General features: G+C 38.4%; 15 protein-coding genes. 12 read left to right on the top strand and 3 right to left on the bottom strand.

The features are described from left to right. The first annotated feature begins 21 nt into the window (after nucleotides 1-21). On the top strand, nucleotides 22-495 hold the full coding sequence (locus NRL14_RS07960; RefSeq protein WP_002960721.1) for a DUF1456 family protein: 474 nt from the start codon (nucleotides 22-24) through the stop codon (nucleotides 493-495). A 354-nt stretch (nucleotides 496-849) separates the two neighbouring features. Next, on the top strand, nucleotides 850-2199 hold the full coding sequence (gene hflX, locus NRL14_RS07955; RefSeq protein ID WP_007375328.1) for a GTPase HflX: 1350 nt from the start codon (nucleotides 850-852) through the stop codon (nucleotides 2197-2199). A gap of 152 nt (nucleotides 2200-2351) precedes the next feature. Here the strand turns inward: hflX and NRL14_RS07950 are convergent, their stop codons facing one another. After that, a complete protein-coding gene (locus NRL14_RS07950; protein WP_306724396.1) occupies nucleotides 2352-4085 on the bottom strand; it encodes an AMP-binding protein in 1734 nt (577 codons plus the stop codon). Nucleotides 4086-4269: 184 nt separating this feature from the next. Next, nucleotides 4270-4716: a DUF3010 family protein gene (locus tag NRL14_RS07945; RefSeq protein ID WP_002960715.1), complete on the bottom strand. Its 447-nt coding sequence runs from the start codon at nucleotides 4714-4716 to the stop codon at nucleotides 4270-4272. A 353-nt stretch (nucleotides 4717-5069) separates the two neighbouring features. On the opposite strand from NRL14_RS07945, the gene thrS reads away from it, so the two are divergent. From thrS to NRL14_RS07900, 9 genes are all read left to right on the top strand, one after another. Next, complete coding sequence (gene thrS / locus NRL14_RS07940) at nucleotides 5070-6980, top strand: threonine--tRNA ligase (RefSeq protein WP_149605398.1); 1911 nt, start codon at nucleotides 5070-5072, stop codon at nucleotides 6978-6980. Nucleotides 6981-7039: 59 nt separating this feature from the next. Continuing rightward, on the top strand, nucleotides 7040-7600 hold the full coding sequence (infC, locus tag NRL14_RS07935) for a translation initiation factor IF-3 (protein WP_007375325.1): 561 nt from the start codon (nucleotides 7040-7042) through the stop codon (nucleotides 7598-7600). Between the two features lie 212 nt (nucleotides 7601-7812). Continuing rightward, complete coding sequence (gene rpmI / locus NRL14_RS07930; RefSeq protein WP_002960713.1) at nucleotides 7813-8013, top strand: 50S ribosomal protein L35; 201 nt, start codon at nucleotides 7813-7815, stop codon at nucleotides 8011-8013. A 15-nt stretch (nucleotides 8014-8028) separates the two neighbouring features. Next, nucleotides 8029-8388, top strand: a complete 360-nt coding sequence (rplT, locus tag NRL14_RS07925; RefSeq protein WP_002960711.1) for a 50S ribosomal protein L20 — start codon at nucleotides 8029-8031, stop codon at nucleotides 8386-8388. Between the two features lie 633 nt (nucleotides 8389-9021). Then, a complete protein-coding gene (locus NRL14_RS07920) occupies nucleotides 9022-10842 on the top strand; it encodes a M14 family metallopeptidase (RefSeq protein WP_306724395.1) in 1821 nt (606 codons plus the stop codon). Between the two features lie 207 nt (nucleotides 10843-11049). Then, nucleotides 11050-11508: an Lrp/AsnC family transcriptional regulator gene (locus tag NRL14_RS07915; RefSeq protein ID WP_007375323.1), complete on the top strand. Its 459-nt coding sequence runs from the start codon at nucleotides 11050-11052 to the stop codon at nucleotides 11506-11508. Nucleotides 11509-11636: 128 nt separating this feature from the next. Beyond that, nucleotides 11637-13193 carry a SulP family inorganic anion transporter gene (locus tag NRL14_RS07910; protein WP_008133998.1) on the top strand — a complete coding sequence of 519 codons (1557 nt, stop codon included), beginning with the start codon at nucleotides 11637-11639 and terminating at the stop codon, nucleotides 13191-13193. Nucleotides 13194-13465: 272 nt separating this feature from the next. Continuing rightward, the gene (locus NRL14_RS07905; RefSeq protein WP_033029398.1) at nucleotides 13466-14539 is read left to right on the top strand and encodes a sensor histidine kinase; all 1074 of its coding nucleotides are present in this window, start codon (nucleotides 13466-13468) and stop codon (nucleotides 14537-14539) included. Continuing rightward, entirely contained in the window at nucleotides 14536-15360 is an 825-nt protein-coding gene (locus NRL14_RS07900) for a LytTR family DNA-binding domain-containing protein (protein ID WP_306724394.1), read from the top strand. The genes NRL14_RS07905 and NRL14_RS07900 overlap by 4 nt, the downstream gene beginning before the upstream one ends. A 64-nt stretch (nucleotides 15361-15424) precedes the next feature. On the opposite strand, the gene pyk is transcribed toward NRL14_RS07900, so the two are convergent. After that, complete coding sequence (gene pyk, locus NRL14_RS07895; RefSeq protein ID WP_306724393.1) at nucleotides 15425-16861, bottom strand: pyruvate kinase; 1437 nt, start codon at nucleotides 16859-16861, stop codon at nucleotides 15425-15427. 373 nt (nucleotides 16862-17234) lie between these two features. Between pyk and gndA the strand changes: the two genes are divergently transcribed. Continuing rightward, complete coding sequence (gene gndA / locus NRL14_RS07890; RefSeq protein ID WP_007378052.1) at nucleotides 17235-18608, top strand: NADP-dependent phosphogluconate dehydrogenase; 1374 nt, start codon at nucleotides 17235-17237, stop codon at nucleotides 18606-18608. Nucleotide 18609 lies beyond the last annotated feature (1 nt).

Below are 18609 nucleotides of genomic sequence, written 5' to 3'. Positions count from 1 at the left end.
TACCTCACTTTGGGATTTACTTTGACTAATAACGATATTTTACGCCGCATTCGCTACACTTTTAACTTAACTGATACTGCTATGGTCAATGTTTTTGCATCAGCAGAGCATACGGTCACCAAAGAGCAAGTAATTGCATGGTTAACTAAAGAAGGTGAAGAGGCTTTTACCCCAATAAGTGATACTGAGTTTGCTAGCTTTTTAAATGGGTTTATTAATACCCAACGTGGCAAACGCGAAGGTGAGCAACCAGAGCCTGAGAAAAAGCTAAACAACAATATTATCTTTATGAAGCTACGTATTGCTTTAAATATGAAAGCAGAAGATGTCATAGCAACACTTGCACTTGTTGATTTTGACTTAAGTAAACATGAGTTAAGTGCATTTTCTCGAAAAGTAGATAACAAACATTACCGTGTTTGTAACGATCAAATATTACGCTTGTTTTTAACCGGTGTACAAAAGCAGCATCGTCCAGAAGAGTCTGCTGAGTAATTGATTTTAGCTAATTAGTTTTTAACTAATTAGTTTTTAACTAATTAGCTTTTAGTTAATGGGCTTGTGTATGCGCAATGCTACATAAAGCCTATTATCAATGGTAAACCCCAACACTTAATAATTAAATACATTTATAACAACACCAAGTTACTTATTGGTTTACTTGCGTGTAAAAATTATAATGCCCCCGTATAAATAGTTCATAGATTTACGCTAATTTTGGCAAAATGAAGATAATAATTGCATTCGTAAGCTATAACGCTGTAAAGCTCGGCCATAACAGCGTAGGATCAGCTTACTTTCGAATGAAAATTAGGTTTGCACTTTAGGTGCATTAACATATAAAAAATTATGCAACTAACTGCAAAACCATCACTTCCTAATGCGTTACTTATTTCTATTAGTACACCACAATTTAAAGGTGACGAAGCAACAGAGTCGCTTGCAGAGCTTGCTCGTTTGGTGACTACGTTAGGATTTAAAGTAGTAGGTACGCAATCGCAAAAGCAAAGCTCAACTCAAAAAGTTAATGTACTGGGCTCAGGTAAACTAGCTGAAATAGCTCACCTTACCGGCAATAAAGGGATGGTTGAAGACGAGCAAGAAGATAATTTACTTGATGAAGACCCTTTAACCGAAATATCGTCAGAAATCCCATCAAACGATTTAGATTTTGCATGTGCCGATGTAGTGGTATTTGACTGCGATTTAACGCCCTCTCAACTGCGTAATGTTGAGAACCAGCTGGGTGTAGAAGTATTTGATCGCACCGGTATTATCATTGAAATATTTAGTCGTCATGCGCGTACTAAAACAGCAAAATTACAAGTTGAAATTGCTCGCCTTAATTATGTCGCGCCACGACTGCGTGAAACATCAACAGGTGATAAAGAACGCCAAATGGGTAAAGGTGCGGGTGAAACCACACTTGAGCTAAATCGCCGAAAGGTGCGCGATCAATTAGCAGAGTTAAAGCGTGAGCTTGTTAGTGTTCAAGATGTAATGATGGACAGACGTACGCAGCGCTCTGAGCTATTTTCAGTGGCTTTAATTGGTTATACCAATGCAGGCAAGTCATCAATGATGCGCGCAATTACAGGCAGTGATGTAGAGGGCGAAAACAAACTTTTTGCTACTCTAGATACCACTGTTCGCGCGTTGTATCCGATTACACAGCCTCGTATACTCGTATCAGATACAGTTGGTTTTATTAAAAAGTTACCTCACGATTTGGTGGCTTCATTTCATTCAACGCTCGCTGAGGCACATGATGCGTCGTTATTGTTATATGTTGTAGATGCTTCAGATCCTTCTTTTCGCTCACAGCTTGAAGTAGTACATAAAGTACTGGCAGAAGTTGGGGTAGAAGGTAGCAAAAAATTATTAGTACTGAATAAGTCAGACCAATTAAGTACTGAGCAGCAGCAGTCGCTAATGGATGAATTTCCTGATGCGATGATGACCTCTACGCGTAATCCAGATGATATTAGTAAATTGCACAAATATATTATTGGTATTGCTCAAGAGGACATGATTGAAGAAGAGATTGTTATACCGTATACAGCCAAAGGTATCGTGGGCGAAATTCGCTCAAGTATGAGTGTTGTTAAAGAAGAATATGAATACAGCCATATTAAATTAACAGTGCGCTCAAGTGCGATTGACTTAGAACGTTTAAAAAAGAGAATGTTGAATTTATAATAAATTCAGCACAATTCAGTTCATAAAAAGCACAGCCAATTGGCTGTGCTTTTTAGTATTAGTTCTAACATACGTAAATTTAACGCTGCTAGCTCTGAACATAGCTCTGAGATAAATTCCCTATCCAGAGTCCCAGTTACTTAAAGACGAAACTAGGAAAAAGGATTTTCGCTTAGCTCTTCTTGCATTTGCTCGCGCATTTTAAATTTTTGCAGTTTACCTGTTACTGTCATTGGGTAGTTTTCCACAAAACGGATATGTCGTGGCATTTTAAAGTAGGCTAGTTTGTCTTTTAAAAACTCACGAATTGCTTGCTCATTAAGTACAGCATCTTCTTTTGGTTGGATCCAAGCGCACACTTCCTCGCCATACTTTTCATCGGTTATACCAAATATGGCAGCATCTTGAATGCCCGGGTAGGTGTAAAGTACTTCTTCTATTTCTCGAGGGTAAATGTTTTCGCCGCCGCGAATAATCATATCTTTTATACGCCCAACAATCGTGACAAACCCTTCTGTATCCATGACACCTAAATCGCCAGAGTGCAGCCAACCTTCGTCATCTATTGTGGCTTTTGTTTTAGCTTCGTCATTCCAATAGCAGCGCATTATGCCTGCACCTTTACTACACACTTCGCCAGGTTGACCAATTTTTTGAATGTTACCCAGCTCGTCAATTATTTTAACCTCGGTATGGGCAAGGGCGCGGCCAACCGTCGTTACTTGCCGCTCTATTGAAGAGTCTGTTTCGGTAATGTTGTTTATGGGGCTGCACTCCGTTTGCCCGTAAGCAATCAGTACTTGATGCATGTTCATTTGTGTTTGTACTTTGCGCATTACTTGCTCTGGGCATGTAGAGCCTGCCATTACACCCGTGCGTAAAGTACTTAAGTCATAATCGTTAAAATTACTTAGCTCAAGCTCACTAATAAACATAGTAGGTACACCGTGCAGCGCTGTACATCCTTCTTGTTGAACTACATCTAGTGTGGTCTTTGCATCGAACGAATCACTTGGGTAAATGGCTGCTGCACCTTTACTAACACACAATAAGCTACCCAATACCATTGCAAAGCAATGATATAACGGGATAGGGATACATAACTTGTCATCGCTCGTAAAGTGCATAGATTCGGCGACGAATAGCGCATTATTTAAAATATTTTTATGCGTGAGCGTTGCGCCTTTTGGGTTGCCTGTTGTGCCTGATGTAAATTGTATATTGATGTCTTGCTCAGCATTTAAGTTTTCACCTATTGCTTTTAATTCAAGCTCATGTGCCGGTGCTGGCAAGTTAATAACATCGTTAAAAGAGTACATACCAGGAGATGCTTCATCGCCAATGCGGATTATATTTTTAAGAGTGGGCAGTGCTTTTAAATTAAGTGTGTCTTTATCGCAAGTTGCAAGTTCTGGAGCCAAACCATTGAGCATTTCTAAATAATCACTGCCTTTAAAGTTTGATGCTGTGATTAGAGTAGAGCATTCAACACTATTTAAGGCATATTGTAATTCGTTAGGGCGATACGCTGGGTTGATACACACCATTATTGCGCCAATTTTTGCCGTTGCAAATTGGGTTAAGCACCACTCAATATTATTAGGAGACCAAATACCAACACGCTCGCCTGGTTTCACGCCAAGTGCCAGCAACCCCATAGCAAGTTGATTAACTTCTTTTTGAAATTCTTTATACGTTAAGCGAATACCCTGGTGATGAACTACAACAGCTAACGCCTCTGAGTTTTTGTCGACAATAAAGTCAAAGTACTCGCCTATAGTTGAATTTGTTAAAGGTGTGCTTTGTATACCTTTAAAGTAGCTTTGAGATAACGGCAAGTGATTTATTTGTTCTACTTCTTTTACCGCAATAGTGTGTGTGTGCATTGCTCTCTCCATGAAAATGTGTGTGAGTTATTAAACTACAAAGTTAAAATAAACACATATTGTCGACAAAGAGAAGTGCGGTTAGACTAATGTATTATTCGATTAATAAAAGCTAATACTACTTTTTAGACATAAAAAAACGCGTCTTACACTGTAAGTACGCGTTTTTAAAAGAGTAATGAGTTTACATTTCGTCGCTGCGGTATGTTTTTTTCATGATGTAAACGTAAGCGTTTACAAAAGCATTTTCTTGGTACTTTTTAAGGCCTGTTTCTTCAAAATCAATAGGGATGGGGTTGCGTTTTAACTGCTCTTTAACTTCAGTTGTAGTAAATAAACGTACATCTAAGTTGTCGATTAATTGAATTGCAGTTTCCATTTTAAAGCCTTTTGCACTGCCAGCAAACTTACCTTTAGGCTGACGCTCACGAATTGCAACAGAATCAATTTGGTAATCTTGCATTAGTTTTGCAAAATCGAATTGAAATTTACGCATTACTTCAGTGTCGTTACCGTTACCTAAGGTAAAGCGTGTTTGGCGCACATCGCGAATATCAAATACGTCATTATCTTTACTTAAAATACAAAGTAGTACATCACTACCGGTAATTTCTACACCACATGTTCTCATGTCTATTCTCTAAAATAACTTAATTACGCAGTATTATACGCAACGCACATTAAAATGCGAGTGTGGGTATAGTTGTAGGCGCGTAATTAATGCATTGATGCTTTTATATTTTAATAAAATGATTTTTTTGCTTTAAAAGCTACATTTTGTGGATAAAACGGGTGGATTTCACCCCTTTAAACTTGTAATTAAATGCGCGGCACGCGACAATATATCTTGTAGTTGAATAGACTCCTCATCTACATATATTAGTCAATGCTTATTCGTAAAAGCGTTGTCGAGTCATTCTCATTTAATTTATTAAAAATACACGTGATACATTGTAGGTGTCACCACTGTAGCAAGGATTTATAATGCCAATTATTACTCTTCCAGACGGAAGTCAACGTAGTTTTGAAAACCCTGTAAGCACGCTTGATGTTGCAAACGACATTGGTCCTGGTTTAGCTAAAGCGACCATTGCGGGCCGTGTAAATGGCGACCGTGTTGATGCATGTGATAAAATTTTTGAAGACTCTCGTCTTGAGATCATTACCGCTAAAGACGATGACGGCCTTGAAATCATTCGTCACTCTTGTGCTCACTTAATTGGTCATGCAGTTAAGCAACTTTTCCCCGACGCAAAAATGGCAATTGGTCCTACCATTGATAACGGTTTTTACTACGATATCGATATGGAACATTCATTATCACAAGATGATCTTGAAGCAATTGAAAAGCGTATGCTGCAACTTGCAAAAACCAACTACGACGTAGTGAAAAAAACAGTAAGCTGGCAAGAAGCACGCGATACATTTGAAGCGCGTGGCGAAACATACAAAATAGAAATTTTGGACGAAAACATCGCTAAAGATGACCGTCCAGGGTTATATCACCACGAAGAATATGTAGACATGTGTCGTGGACCTCACGTTCCTAACATGAAATTTTGCCAAAACTTCAAAATAATGAAAGTTGCGGGTGCATATTGGCGTGGTGATTCAGAAAACAAAATGCTACAACGCATTTACGGCACAGCGTGGGGCGATAAAAAGCAACTTAAAGCGTATTTAAAACGCCTTGAAGAAGCTGAAAAACGCGATCACCGCCGTATTGGTAAAGCGCTTGATTTATGGCATTGGCAAGAAGAAGCGCCAGGCATGGTATTTTGGCACAACGATGGTTGGAGTATTTACCGCGAGCTTGAAGAATTTGTACGTGAAAAGTTACGCGAATATGAGTACGAAGAAGTAAAAGGTCCAATGATGATGGACCGTTCACTTTGGGAAAAATCAGGTCACTGGGAAAAATATTCAGAAGCAATGTTTACCACTGAGTCTGAAAAGCGTGAATACGCGATTAAACCAATGAACTGTCCTGGTCACGTGCAAATCTTTAACCAAGGTTTAAAATCGTACCGTGATTTACCACTTCGTATGGCTGAATTTGGTTGTTGTCATCGTAATGAACCATCAGGTGCACTACACGGTTTAATGCGTGTACGTGGCTTTACACAAGATGATGCTCACATTTTCTGTACTGAAGAGCAGATAATGGACGAAGTATCAGCGTGTATTAAGATGGTTTATGATACATATGAAACATTCGGATTTGAGAAGATTGTCGTTAAGCTATCTACTCGCCCAGAACAACGCATTGGTGAAGACCATATGTGGGATAAAGCAGAGCTTGCTTTAGCTGATGCACTTAAGCTAAACGATATTGAATTTGATTATCTTCCGGGCGAAGGCGCGTTTTACGGTCCGAAGATTGAATTTACTTTGTACGATTGTTTAGACAGAGCGTGGCAGTGTGGTACAGTGCAATTAGACTTTGCTTTACCGGGTCGTTTAGGTGCTACTTATGTAGCAGAAAATAACGAACGTCGTACCCCTGTAATGATACATCGTGCTATTTTAGGTTCTATTGAACGCTTTATTGGCATTTTAACTGAAGAGTACGCTGGATTATTCCCGACGTGGCTTGCACCAAAGCAAGTGGTAATTATGAATATTACCGATAAACAGGCTCCTTATGTTAAAGAAGTTGTACAAAAATTAAATAAACTTGGAATTAGAGCTGCTGCTGACTTGAGAAATGAGAAGATTGGCTTTAAAATCCGTGAGCATACACTGAAGCGTATTCCATATTTACTTGTTGTTGGCGATAAAGAAGTTGAACAGCAAGAAGTAGCAGTGCGTACTCGCACAGGTGAAGACCTTGGCAAATTTAATGTTGATGATTTTGTAGCTAAAATTAGCGAAGAAATTAAAAATCGACAGTAAAAACCGAGCGTGTAGGGCATTAACAAACAGCCAATTACACGCTTATATTATTGATATTCTTGGAGGAACGTACTATTAGAGGCGGCAAGAAAGGGCAACAAACAGCTCAAAAAAATCGTATTAACGAAGAAATTACAGCGCAAGAAGTTCGTTTAATTGACATTGAAGGCGAACAAGCTGGAATTCAGTCATTACAAGACGCGCAAACTATGGCCGATGCAGCGGGTGTTGATCTTGTTGAGATCAGTCCAAACGCTGAGCCGCCTGTTTGTAGAATCATGGACTACGGTAAGTTCATCTTTGAAAAAAGCAAAGAACTAAAAGAGCAGAAGAAGAAGCAAAAGCAAATCCAGATAAAAGAAATCAAATTCCGTCCAGGTACGGATGAAGGTGATTATCAGGTTAAGCTTCGCAACTTACGTAAGTTCTTAGAAGCTGGCGATAAAGCTAAGATTACTATCCGCTTCCGTGGTCGTGAAATGGCTCACCAAGAAATTGGTATAGAATTATTAAACCGTATCAAAACCGATTTAGAAGAGCTTGCTGTAGTTGAGTCTTTCCCAAATCGTGTTGAAGGTCGCCAAATGGTTATGATGATGGCGCCTGTTGCTAAAAAATAATTTTTAAGCGATAATACGCACCGAAATTAGCTCAGGTCTGCAAGTAATATGCGAATATTCACCTGAGTTAACCGGTATTAAAGTAAGATTGCGGCATTTATGCTGGGTCTTCACCGGAACATGGCAGTAAGTTAGGCCTAAAAGTGGAGCTATAGAAATATATCTCACGCCTGCTTACTAATTTAAAAGCAATACAATTTGGAGTTATTGCAATGGCTTATAAGCTAAAAAGTCACAGTGGCGCTGCTAAGCGTTTCAAAAAGACTGCTTCTGGCGGTTTCAAGCGTAAACAAGCGCATCTTCGTCATATTCTGACTAAGAAAACTTCTAAGCGTAAGTTACACCTACGTCCTAAGATGATGGTTCATAAAAATGACCATGGTCTAGTTTCACGTATGTTACCGTTCGCTTAATAGGGGTTTTTAGAAATGGCAAGAGTTAAACGCGGCGTTGTCGCACGTGCACGTCACAAAAAAGTTTTAAAACAAGCAAAAGGTTACTACGGAGCACGTTCACGTGTTTACCGCGTAGCTTTCCAGGCTGTTACTAAAGCGGGTCAATACGCTTACCGTGACCGTCGTGCGAAGAAACGTACTTTCCGTCAATTATGGATTGCACGTATCAATGCTGCTTCACGTCAAAATGGTCTGTCTTACAGCCGTTTTATCAATGGTCTTAAAAAGACTTCTGTAGAAATCGATCGTAAGATCCTTGCAGATATCGCTGTTTACGACCAAGTTGCATTCGCAGCGCTTGTAGAAAAAGCAAAAGAAGGCCTAGCCGCTTAAGCTTTTTTGTATAAGTATTAAAGAGGAGCCTATGGCTCCTTTTTTTGTGCCTGCTATTTAGTAATTTTATTTCAATTACAAATACCTATCCGTAATAATATTTGCTCAAGTTGGGAGATTAAACCAACCTGCATAAATCTTTGAGCAATTTAACTAATTATACCAATCCGCAATAATACCTAATCAATTTAAGGGATTAAATTTGACGTTAACTGCGTTAAAATATTTCTTATATAGAACAACTATATAACGAATTTTTTGCCTTGTTATCAACACGATTTTCTTACCTAAAAACAGAACACTTAATTAAGCGAATTGGTATTAAATTGCACTATAACGTCGTTGAAATTTTCTTAATGTTAAATAGACCCATATATGAGCAGATTGTTATTAAACCTAGCGTTAACGGCGCTAAAAATTCTGATTCAGTTCAACAATGAAGAAGAGTTTGAACCAGTTGTTTTTTTTAAACTTTATACCGATTATTCGTTAGCGTAATAAAGCCTTAAATTTCAAACATAAGTGAGTCATATGCTATTGGCTGCTTTTTTTTGTTGAATCACCGCAGTTTTCTCATTATAAAAAATTTAGTTGATATAATTTATATAATTAAGGCGTTTGTTAGAGAATTTTATGTTTGCAAGTTTACTCGTTTTATCTGCAAGTGTGGCGTATGACGCACATTTACCTCCACTCATTGAGTGGCAGGGAAAAAGTGTAGAGCTTTTACAAAAACAGGGCCCATTAACAACCGATTTTGAGTTGTCTAACGGTGAGATATCGCCTAATTATGCAGATACTATGGCATTTGTTGATAGACTCGTTGCAGCAAACCCTACTCAGTTTCAATCTCATACTATTGGCTACAGTAACAGCAAACGTGCAATTAAGATGTTGATAGCGAGCGAGCAAGGTTTTTTTGAATCAGGACAAATGGCTAATAGCACTAAGCCGACTATTTTTATTCAAGCGGGAATACATTCTGGAGAGATAGACGGTAAAGATGCCATGTTTATGCTGCTCAGAGACATAGCCACGGGTAAGCGTCGTGACATTTTAAAAAAGGTAAATATATTATTTATTCCTATTTTAAATGTAGATGGACACGAGCGTAGCAGTGCATTCAATCGTATCAATCAGCGAGGCCCTACAAAAATGGGCTTTAGAACAAATGCTAATAACCTTAATTTAAATCGTGATTTTACTAAATTAGATACGCCAGAAGTTAGAAGCGTTTTAAAGGTTATTAACGACTACAACCCAAATTTATACATTGATGTACACGTAACCGATGGTGCAGATTACCAGTACGATGTGACTTATGGTTACAATCCAGTATTTTCGAGCGAATCGCCTGCGGTATCTGATGCTTTAAATCAATTTTTTAAACCCCTAATAGATGAGACGCTAGCTAAACAAGGACATACGCCAGGGCCACTTGTTTTTGTTATGGATAAGCGAGATTTTAAAAAAGGGTTAGCGGGGTGGGTTGCTACGCCGCGCTTTTCAAATGGTTGGGGTGATTTAAAGTCATTACCGACTATTTTAGTAGAAAATCATTCATTAAAGCCATACAAGCAACGTGTTTTAGGAACTTACGTATTTTTAGATGGTGCTATTAATGCACTATCTAAACATGGTCATGAGTTAGCTAATGCAGTTAAAAAAGAACAAGAATTTGTTCCTAAACAGTTAATAGTCAAGCGTGGCTATGCCAAGCAGGCTGATACGATTACACAATTTAAAGGTATTGAATATTCATCAAGCATGAATGCGCTCTCGGGCCAAAATGAAGTTAAGTATTTAGGTAAAGCACATGCATATACTGACTTACCTATTTATTGGCAAAAAGATGTACAACATACAGTTGAAGTACCCAAAGCGTTCTTTATTCCGCCTGTATACATTGATATTATAGAAAAGTTGAAACTACACGGTGTCTCTATTAATAAGCTGGAAGGTGAAAATAAACAGCCTTTAAAAGTAGCAAAGGTGGCAGAGTATACGTTTGACAAAGCGCCATTTGAAGGTCGTTTTAGAGTATCAGCGAGTTTTGATTATATCCCTGCAATTAATGTTGATTTAGATGGTTGGTACCAAGTAACAACTCAACAAAAAGCAGGTGAGCTTGCAGTGCATTTATTACATCCTGAAGCGCCAGACTCATTTTTTGCTTGGGGGGAATTTAATACAATTTTTCAGCGAACAGAATACATGGAAAATTATGCGCTCATTCCATATGCTCGTCAAATGCTAAAAGATAATCCGAAACTTGCACTCGCGTTTGATAAAAAAATCAATGACGATAAGACGTTTGCTCAAGATGCGGACGCGCGTTTGAATTGGCTATATGAGCAAAGTCCGTTTTACGACCAAGCTTATTTAAAATATCCGATACTCATGTCGTTTGAAGAGAAGGTTGCTATACCGGATCAAAAGAATAAAGAAATATAATACGCCCTAGGGCGTGCAATACACAAATACTTGTAGGGCATAATAGGTGTGTTATGAAAATACTAACTCATTTATAATCGGTTAGTATGGTTGACTTTTTACTTTGATGATTGAAATAACATATAAGTATAAAAGATAAAAATAAGCAGACTGTTTTTTAAAATAGCTGTATAATTTAACCAGTTTATTTGATAAATAAGAAATAAAATGTCTCTAAATCACGTAGATCGCCAAATTTTGGCACTTTTACAACAAGATGCCAGTTTATCAACAGCTGAAATTGCTGATAAAGTCGGCTTGTCACAATCACCTTGCTGGCGACGCATCGCTAAACTTGAGCAAGATGGATACATAAAAAGCAAAGTAGCTCTTTTAGATGAGAAAAAACTAGGCTTTGATATGCTTGTATATGCACATGTGCGGTTATCAAATCATGGTAAGAAAAACCTTGCTGAGTTTGAAAAGCTGATTATGAGCTACGACCAAGTGACTGAGTGTTACACTATGGCTGGAACAATGGACTTCATGCTACGTATTATTTCACAAGGCATTGAAGGCTATGAGCACTTTGTCCGTGATAATTTATTAAGCTTAGAATACGTACAAGAAGTACATTCTAATGTAACAATGACATGTGTAAAACGTAGTACTTCTCTTCCTTTATAAAAGCACTTTCTTTTTAAAGCTAAACTGCTTTAGTTTAGCTTAACCACACAATGACAATTGTTAACTGAGCGCTGATTTGATAGAATTTAGCGCTTTTTTTATACCCATTATACCATTTGAGGAACTCAATGTTTAACTTACTCAGTAGGGCGCCAAGCTCTGCTAAAAACGATATACTGTCTGGATTGACTGTGGCGTTAGCCTTAGTTCCAGAAGCTGTTGCGTTTGCCTTTGTAGCAAATGTAGAACCTTTAGTTGGTCTATATGCCGCGTTTATCGTTGGTTTAATTACGGCAATATTTGGTGGCCGTCCTGGTATGATTTCAGGTGCAACCGGTGCCTTAGCTGTTGTTATGGTAAGTTTAGTACTTGATCATGGTGTAGAGTACCTATTTGCTACCGTGCTCTTAATGGGGATATTGCAAATACTAGCGGGGATATTTAAGCTCGGAAAGTTTATCCGTATGGTGCCTCATCCGGTAATGCTGGGTTTTGTAAATGGTTTAGCAATTGTTATATTTTTAGCCCAGCTAGGGCAATTTAAAGTGCCTGACGGTATGGGCGGGCAAGAGTGGATGACAGGCAGTCCATTGTTTATCATGCTGGGATTAGTGGCATTAACAATGGCAATAATTCACTTTTTACCAAAACTAACTACAGCGGTTCCTTCGTCATTAGTTGCCATAGTAACAGTGACAGGATTAGTGATTGGTTTTGATTTAGAAGCGCATACCGTGCTTGATTTCTTAAAAGGAATGACGGGCGACGAAGCGGCAACAATAGCCGGCGGTTTACCAGAATTTCATATTCCTATGGTGCCTTTTAACTTTGAAACACTGCAAATTATTTTTCCGTATGCACTTATTTTAGCAGCTATTGGTTTAATTGAATCGTTATTAACGCTTAGTTTAATTGACGAAATAACAGAAACACGCGGCCACAGCAACAAAGAATGTATAGGTCAAGGCGCTGCAAATATTACCTGTGGTATGTTTGGTGCAATGGGGGGCTGTGCAATGATTGGCCAGTCTATGATAAATATAAATTCAGGTGGGCGCTCTCGTTTATCAGGGATAAGTGCTGCGCTTATGTTACTTGGTTTTATTATTTTTGCCTCAAGCCTAATTGAAATGATCCCATTAGCTGCACTTGTTGGTGTAATGTTTATGGTTGTACTGGGTACATTTGAATGGGCAAGCTTTAAAATGATGAAGCGTGTACCATTATCGGATGCGTTTGTAATTGTGCTTGTATCAGGTGTAACGGTTATTACCGATTTAGCAATTGCGGTGTGTGTAGGTGTTATCGTCTCAGCACTTGTATTTGCTTGGCAACATGCTAAACAAATATATACAACTAACTACATTGATGAAGAAGGCGCTAAAGTCTACGAGCTACATGGTCCGTTATTCTTTGGTTCGGTTAAAAACTTTTCTGAGTTGTTTGACGTAAAAAATGATCCTAAAAATGTGATTGTTGAATTTAAACATAGCCGAGTATCGGATCACAGTGCAATAGAAGCAATTGATACGCTTGCTGAAAAATATACAAAAGCCGGTAAACAACTTCACTTGCGTCACTTAAGTAAAGACTGTACTCAGTTATTACATAAAGCTCGCGATTTGGTTGAAGTGAATGTGATTGAAGATCCAACTTATAAAGTTGCTTCAGACAAGCTTGCATAGTTACTTATTCAATAAATAGCATTAAAAAAGCGAAAGGTTACGGCCTTTCGCTTTTTTATTATCAGCGGTGCTGAACTTTGCGTTAAGGCTCTTAAAAACTAAGACAGTTGGCAGTGCTAAACATTCTTATAAATCGATATAATGTGTAAATATAATTATTATTAAAAGTTAATTTTACGCTGTTTTTTATTATCAAAATAAGAAAATATCAGGCCAAGCGAAAAGTTGATTTTATATAATTAGGCTTTAACACTGTGGAGTAAAAGTAAATTTTGAACTGGCAATCGTTAGTTGATAACCGACAACGCTTTTTTTGGCTTTTGCAAATTGCAGGCTGGATTGGTTATGCACTGGTAAATTACATCGGCTCTAAAGTATTTGAAATGCGTGATATTTACGTGTTTGTTATTTTACTCAATGCTTATGCCGGCTGTTTAATGACAGTGCCACTTCGTTATATCTATCGCACAATATGGAACGCCTCCCCTTGGGTGCTTATATTGGTGGTATTTGGTGCCTCTTACATAACCGGTACTTTGTGGGCGGTGGTTCAAAAGTTCAATCTATGGGAAATTTACCGACACGGATATAGACCTGAAGAGTGGTTTTATTACTTACAACAGGGTTTAGATTCAGTTTATATTATACTGTGTTGGAGTGGTTTATACTTTGGCGTTAAGTATTATCAATTGCTACAAGGTGAACGGCAAAAGGCGTTAAAAGCGACAACCATGGCACATGAAGCGCAATTGAAAATGCTAAGATATCAACTAAATCCTCATTTTTTGTTTAACACACTTAACGCAATTTCTACATTGATTTTGGTGAAAGAAAATAAAGATGCTAATTTAATGGTCTCTAAACTTAGTGACTTTTTGCGTTATACATTGAATACTGATCCGATTAAAAAAGTTCCGTTAGAGCAAGAGCTTCATGCGCTTATGTTATACCTTGAAATTGAACGTGTGCGATTTGACGAACGATTAAAAGTAAACGTTGAAGTAAGCGAAGAAGCTAAGCAGGCATTATTACCGAGCTTAATTTTGCAACCTATTATAGAAAATTCAATTAAGTACGCTATTGCACACTTAACAGAAGGCGGTGTGATTGATATTAAAGCGCAAGTGTTTGCTAATGAGTTACTGTTAGAGGTTGGCGATAATGGTCCTGGAACAGAAATAAAAGATGGTCAACTCGTCAATGCCCAAGGGGTTGGTGTCGCAAACACAAAAGATAGATTAAAAACGCTCTACGAAAATAATTATTCGTTTGTATTATCACATAATACGCCAAGTGGATTAAAAGTTAATCTGCGAGTACCGTTTGAGAAGGCTGTGAAGAAATGATAAAAATAAAAACACTTATTGTTGATGACGAACCATTAGCACGTAAAGGTTTAGATGTAAGGCTTGCAGAATTTACAGACATTGAAGTAATTAAGTTATGTAGCTCTGGTGCTGATGCAATTGAAACATGTAAAAACGAAAAAATAGATTTGGTATTTTTAGATATTCAAATGCCTGGCATGAATGGGTTTGAAGTCGCACGAGCACTTAGCGAAAGTACGAAAGTATTACCTGCGATTGTGTTTGTAACTGCATTTGACCAATTTGCAGTGAAAGCGTTTGAGATTCATGCATTAGATTACATTTTAAAACCCGTTGACGATAACAGACTAAAACAGGCGGTAGAGAAAGTGCATACCTATTTAAAAACGCAGCAAGACAACGCCCATAAGAAAAAACTAGCGAGTTTTGTAGCCGGTATTACAGGTAATAATTGCGAAGAAATACTTAAGAAGTTAGCCACTGGCGATACATTGACAGACAGACGCTACCCAGAGTCGTTAGCCGTAAAAGAGCAGGGGGAAATTATTCGCGTTCAGGCAGCAACAATCCAATGGGTAGATGCAGCTGGCGATTATATGTGCCTACATTGCCAAGATGGACAAACACATATTTTACGTAAAACAATGAAAGAGCTAGAGCAAGAGCTAGATCCTCATTTGTTTGTCCGCGTTCACCGAAGTGCCATTGTTAACACAAAACAAATTAGTAAATTGGTTACACAAGTTAGTGGTGAGTACTTGTTGGTGCTTGAAAATGGACAAGAACTAAAAGTAAGCCGAAGCTACCGAGATAAAGTAAAAGCGGCATTAGCAAGTTAAAGCCAACGTTTTTATTACAGGCACAAAAAATGCGAGCTTAGCTCGCATTTTTTATATTTAGTAATTATACAACAGTTACGATTTTCATTGTGTTAGTTGCGCCCACGGTTTCCATTGAGTCACCGTGAGTAATGATCACTGTATCGCCAGATTCTAAAGAGCCTTGAGCAACTAAAGTATCAAGTGCTGCTTTTACCATACCGTCTTTTTCAGTTTTTGTAGAATCAAAAAATACTGGGTAAACACCACGATAAAGTGCCGTTTGACCTAACGTACTTGCATGACGTGAAAGCGAGTAGATTGGTAAACCAGAGCTAATACGCGACATCAGTTTAGCAGTACTGCCAGATTCAGTTAGTGTGATGATTGCTTTAACAGAATCTAAATGGTTTGCTGCATACATAGCAGAAAGGGCAATTGATTCAGCATTATTAGAAAAGCGACTATCTAAACGATGTTTAGAAACGTGTGTTTCTTTTTGAGATTCAGCACCTAAACAAACACGTGCCATTGTAGCAACTGTTTCTTCAGGGTAATCACCAGCCGCTGTTTCAGCAGAAAGCATTACAGCATCTGTTCCATCAAGAACAGCATTTGCAACATCCATAACTTCTGCACGAGTGGGCATCGGGTTATCGATCATCGATTCCATCATTTGCGTTGCTGTTACTACAGTACGGTTTAATGAACGAGCACGACGAATAATTAGTTTTTGCTTGCCCATTAGTGCAGCATCACCAATTTCAACACCTAAATCACCACGAGCAACCATTACAGCGTCAGACGCTAAGATAATGTCATCAACCGCTTCTTGTGTTTCAACGGCTTCAGCACGTTCAATTTTTGCAAGTAGTTGTGCTTTTGAACCAGCAGCTTCAGCAAGTGAGCGTACGTAGCGCATATCATCGCCACTACGAGGGAATGAAACTGCAATATAATCTACGTCAATTTCAGCTGCCGTGATTAAATCTTCTTTATCTTTTTCAGTAAATGCTGGAGCAGTTAAGCCACCACCCAAGCGGTTAATACCTTTATTGTTAGATAAAACACCACCAACAGTCACGGTACAATGCACTAAATGACCAACTACTTCATCAACGCTTAACTGGATAAGGCCGTCATTTAGGAGAAGTAAGTCGTTAGGGCTAACATCGTTAGGTAATTCTTTATAATCAATACCTACAGAGTTAACATCGCCTTCGCCTTTTTCCATTTTTGCATCAAGAGTGAACTTTGCACCCACAGCAAGCGTTACTTTACCTTCTTTAAAAGTAGAAACGCGGATTTTAGGGCCTTGAAGGTCAGCAAGGATGGCAATATGCTTGCCTAATTTTTTTGCAATATCGCGTACAGCTTGCGCACGGTCTTTATGATCTTGTGCAATACCATGTGAGAAGTTTAAACGTACAACGTTGGCGCCGGCGCGAATAATTTTTTCTAAATTGTTATCTCTATCGGTAGCAGGCCCAAGGGTAGCGACTATTTTTGTGCGTCTTAGCATCAAATTCTCCTGTGTGCTTAAGATGTAAGCGGGTTAACGGTTGTTTTGTTATTTAAAATACAAATACAAAAAGGTAAAAATATTTTTAGTTATGGACAATGTTTGTATTATTGCCACTATTTTATACAAAACTATTGTATCATCATTATGACACCGGTGTCAGAATGCGTCAATGTTCTTAAATTTTAAATAGCATTGCTTTTTGTCACCCTGAGAGCACTGATGTTTGATATAATCGCGTAGCTTATTTATCTATATTAAAAAAGCATGTTGTATTAGTTATGTGATTAGTCTTTTATGACTGTATCAGTATAATGCACACGGTATTATTTACATTCACTAACCAAATAGTTGTTACCGAGGAGGACACTAAATGCAAGTTGCATTAGTCGGGTTAGGCGTTATGGGGAAAAATCTTGCTTTAAACTTGATTGAAAAAGGGATTACGCTAGTCGCTTATGACAAAAATCCGCATGCGGGTGAAGAGTTATTAAGTTGTGCTAAATCGCAAGGTATGGCCGATAGACTGCATATTGTTTCTGATTTAAGAGACATGGTAAAGCGTTTAGAAGTACCTCGTTCAATCTTACTGCTTGTTCCTGCAGGTGAGCTAGTTGATACAGTTTGTAATGAACTGGTGGATGCGGGCGTTGATTGCAATGACATGATTGTTGATTGTGGTAACAGTAATTATAAAGACGGTATAACGCGTAAACTTAAGTACCAAAATAAATTTGAATTTGCCACTATGGGTATTTCTGGTGGTGCAGAAGGCGCTCGTCATGGCCCTGCAATGATGGCAAGTGGTTCTGAGGGTGGTTGGGAACGTATTGAACCTTGGTTTGAAAAAGTAGCTGCAAGCTATAATGGCGACTCATGCTTTGCGCGTGTGGGCCAGTCTGCGAGTGGTCATTTTGTAAAAATGGTTCACAACGGTATTGAATATGCACTGATGCAATTAATCGCTGAAGTGTACCAATTGCTTCGTTTAGGCACAGGCCGTTCACCCAAAGAAGTGGCTGCTATTTTTGATGATTGGTCAAAAGGTCAATTAAATAGTTACCTGCTTTCGATTTCTAGCCATATCTTATCCCTTGAAAATCAAAAAAATGTTCCGCTTGCGGACTTAATTGATAATAAAGTTGGCGCCAAAGGGACCGGTCTCTGGACTGCGCAAAATGCACTCGAACTTGGTATTGCAGTCCCTTCACTTGTTGCTGCTGTGCAAGCTCGTCATTTAACCAATGCATGCGATACAACTGCCGCACAAGAGATGACCTATGCAACTAAATCAACCAACAACGTTGATATTGATTTAGAAGAGCTAAAAGATGCATTTACGCTTGCAAGCTTATTGGCTTATCGCCAAGGTTTAGCGCTTATAAAGGGTGCATCGCGTACACATCAATGGAAAGTTGATTTATCTAAAACATTACAAACTTGGCGCGCAGGTTGTATTATTCGCGCCGATTATTTAGATAGCGTAGCGCAAGGCGTTGAATTTATTGATTCTCTTGATAAAGAAGCTGCGGCACTTCGTAAGGTAACAGGCCAAGCAATTATGTCTGGCTTAGCGTTTCCAGTGCTTAGCTCATCGCAAACTTATTTAGCGACGTTAACTACACCAAGTAATGGGCATTTAGTACAAGCCCAGCGTGATTACTTTGGTGAACACGGTATTAAAACCCACAGTGGTGAAATGTGCCATTTAACAGATTTAGTAGAGATAGACGCTAAAGTTAGATAAT

It is taken from the genome of Pseudoalteromonas sp. 20-92 (assembly GCF_030847595.1).
In the GTDB taxonomy this organism is placed as follows: domain Bacteria; phylum Pseudomonadota; class Gammaproteobacteria; order Enterobacterales; family Alteromonadaceae; genus Pseudoalteromonas; species Pseudoalteromonas fuliginea.
The sequence above is the reverse complement of the archived record's forward strand: the minus strand, read 5'-3'. Positions and strand labels throughout refer to the sequence as shown.

Coding starts and splice junctions, on each gene's coding strand:
- hflX (WP_007375328.1), top strand. CDS start 850: ATGCAACTAACTGCAAAACCATCACTTCCTAATGCGTTACTTATTTCT.
- NRL14_RS07950 (WP_306724396.1), bottom strand. CDS start 4,085: ATGCACACACACACTATTGCGGTAAAAGAAGTAGAACAAATAAATCAC.
- NRL14_RS07945 (WP_002960715.1), bottom strand. CDS start 4,716: ATGAGAACATGTGGTGTAGAAATTACCGGTAGTGATGTACTACTTTGT.
- thrS (WP_149605398.1), top strand. CDS start 5,070: ATGCCAATTATTACTCTTCCAGACGGAAGTCAACGTAGTTTTGAAAAC.
- rpmI (WP_002960713.1), top strand. CDS start 7,813: ATGGCTTATAAGCTAAAAAGTCACAGTGGCGCTGCTAAGCGTTTCAAA.
- rplT (WP_002960711.1), top strand. CDS start 8,029: ATGGCAAGAGTTAAACGCGGCGTTGTCGCACGTGCACGTCACAAAAAA.
- NRL14_RS07920 (WP_306724395.1), top strand. CDS start 9,022: ATGTTTGCAAGTTTACTCGTTTTATCTGCAAGTGTGGCGTATGACGCA.
- NRL14_RS07915 (WP_007375323.1), top strand. CDS start 11,050: ATGTCTCTAAATCACGTAGATCGCCAAATTTTGGCACTTTTACAACAA.
- NRL14_RS07910 (WP_008133998.1), top strand. CDS start 11,637: ATGTTTAACTTACTCAGTAGGGCGCCAAGCTCTGCTAAAAACGATATA.
- NRL14_RS07900 (WP_306724394.1), top strand. CDS start 14,536: ATGATAAAAATAAAAACACTTATTGTTGATGACGAACCATTAGCACGT.
- pyk (WP_306724393.1), bottom strand. CDS start 16,861: ATGCTAAGACGCACAAAAATAGTCGCTACCCTTGGGCCTGCTACCGAT.
- gndA (WP_007378052.1), top strand. CDS start 17,235: ATGCAAGTTGCATTAGTCGGGTTAGGCGTTATGGGGAAAAATCTTGCT.